Raw genomic sequence first — 701 nt, 5'->3', positions numbered from 1 at the left:
GCGCACCGACACCTTGAAGCGGCGGGTATTTCCCGTCAGCTCGATGGCGTGATCGAACCGACGACCCGTGCCCGTGCCCTGCTCGATGAGGTGAAAATCTTCCGTTCACTGAGTCAGGACGAACGCGATCAACTGGCGCAGTCGATGGTTGCCCAGCAATATGCAGCGGGCCAAGTGGTGCTGGATCTGGGCGAAGTGCCGGACAGTCTGATGGTGGTTGCTACCGGTGTGGTCAGCGCCACCGTGCCCGACGGCAGCGGGCACATTGAAGCCGGCCGCATGGGCCCGAGCGAAGTCATGGGCGAACAAAGCATCCTCGCTGATACACCGTCGCAGGCAACCTTCACCACACTGACCTCGTGCATCATCTACCGCATCGACAAAACCCTGACGCGCAATGTCATGGAGCAACGCACCGAAGTGAGCCGGGCACTGAACAAACTGCAAGCGGTGCGCCAGCAAAACAGCCGACAGGCGTTGCTGGCCAAGCCGGTGCAGATCAAGAAAGGTGGGTTTCTCAGTTGGTTGCAGAAGCGTCAGCCGACGTAGTTTTGGCTAATCAGCTGGCCACAAGATTATTGTGCAAGCAAGACAGTTCTTGTGGCGAGGGAGCTTGCTCCCGCTGGACTGCGTAGCGGTCCCCTGCTTTTTTTTGTAACAAGGGGGCTGCTTCGCAACCCAGCGGGAGCAAGCTCCCTCGC

General features: G+C 59.5%; 1 protein-coding gene. It reads left to right on the top strand.

The features are described from left to right. The coding region (locus DU29_RS0128845) for a cyclic nucleotide-binding domain-containing protein (RefSeq protein WP_028624796.1) at nt 1–549 on the top strand (549 nt) is incomplete at its 5' end. Between the last annotated feature and the right edge of the window lie 152 nt (nt 550–701).

It is taken from the genome of Pseudomonas sp. Ant30-3 (genome assembly GCF_000690905.1).
Lineage (GTDB): Bacteria > Pseudomonadota > Gammaproteobacteria > Pseudomonadales > Pseudomonadaceae > Aquipseudomonas.
This window is presented reverse-complemented; position numbering and strand designations above follow the sequence as displayed.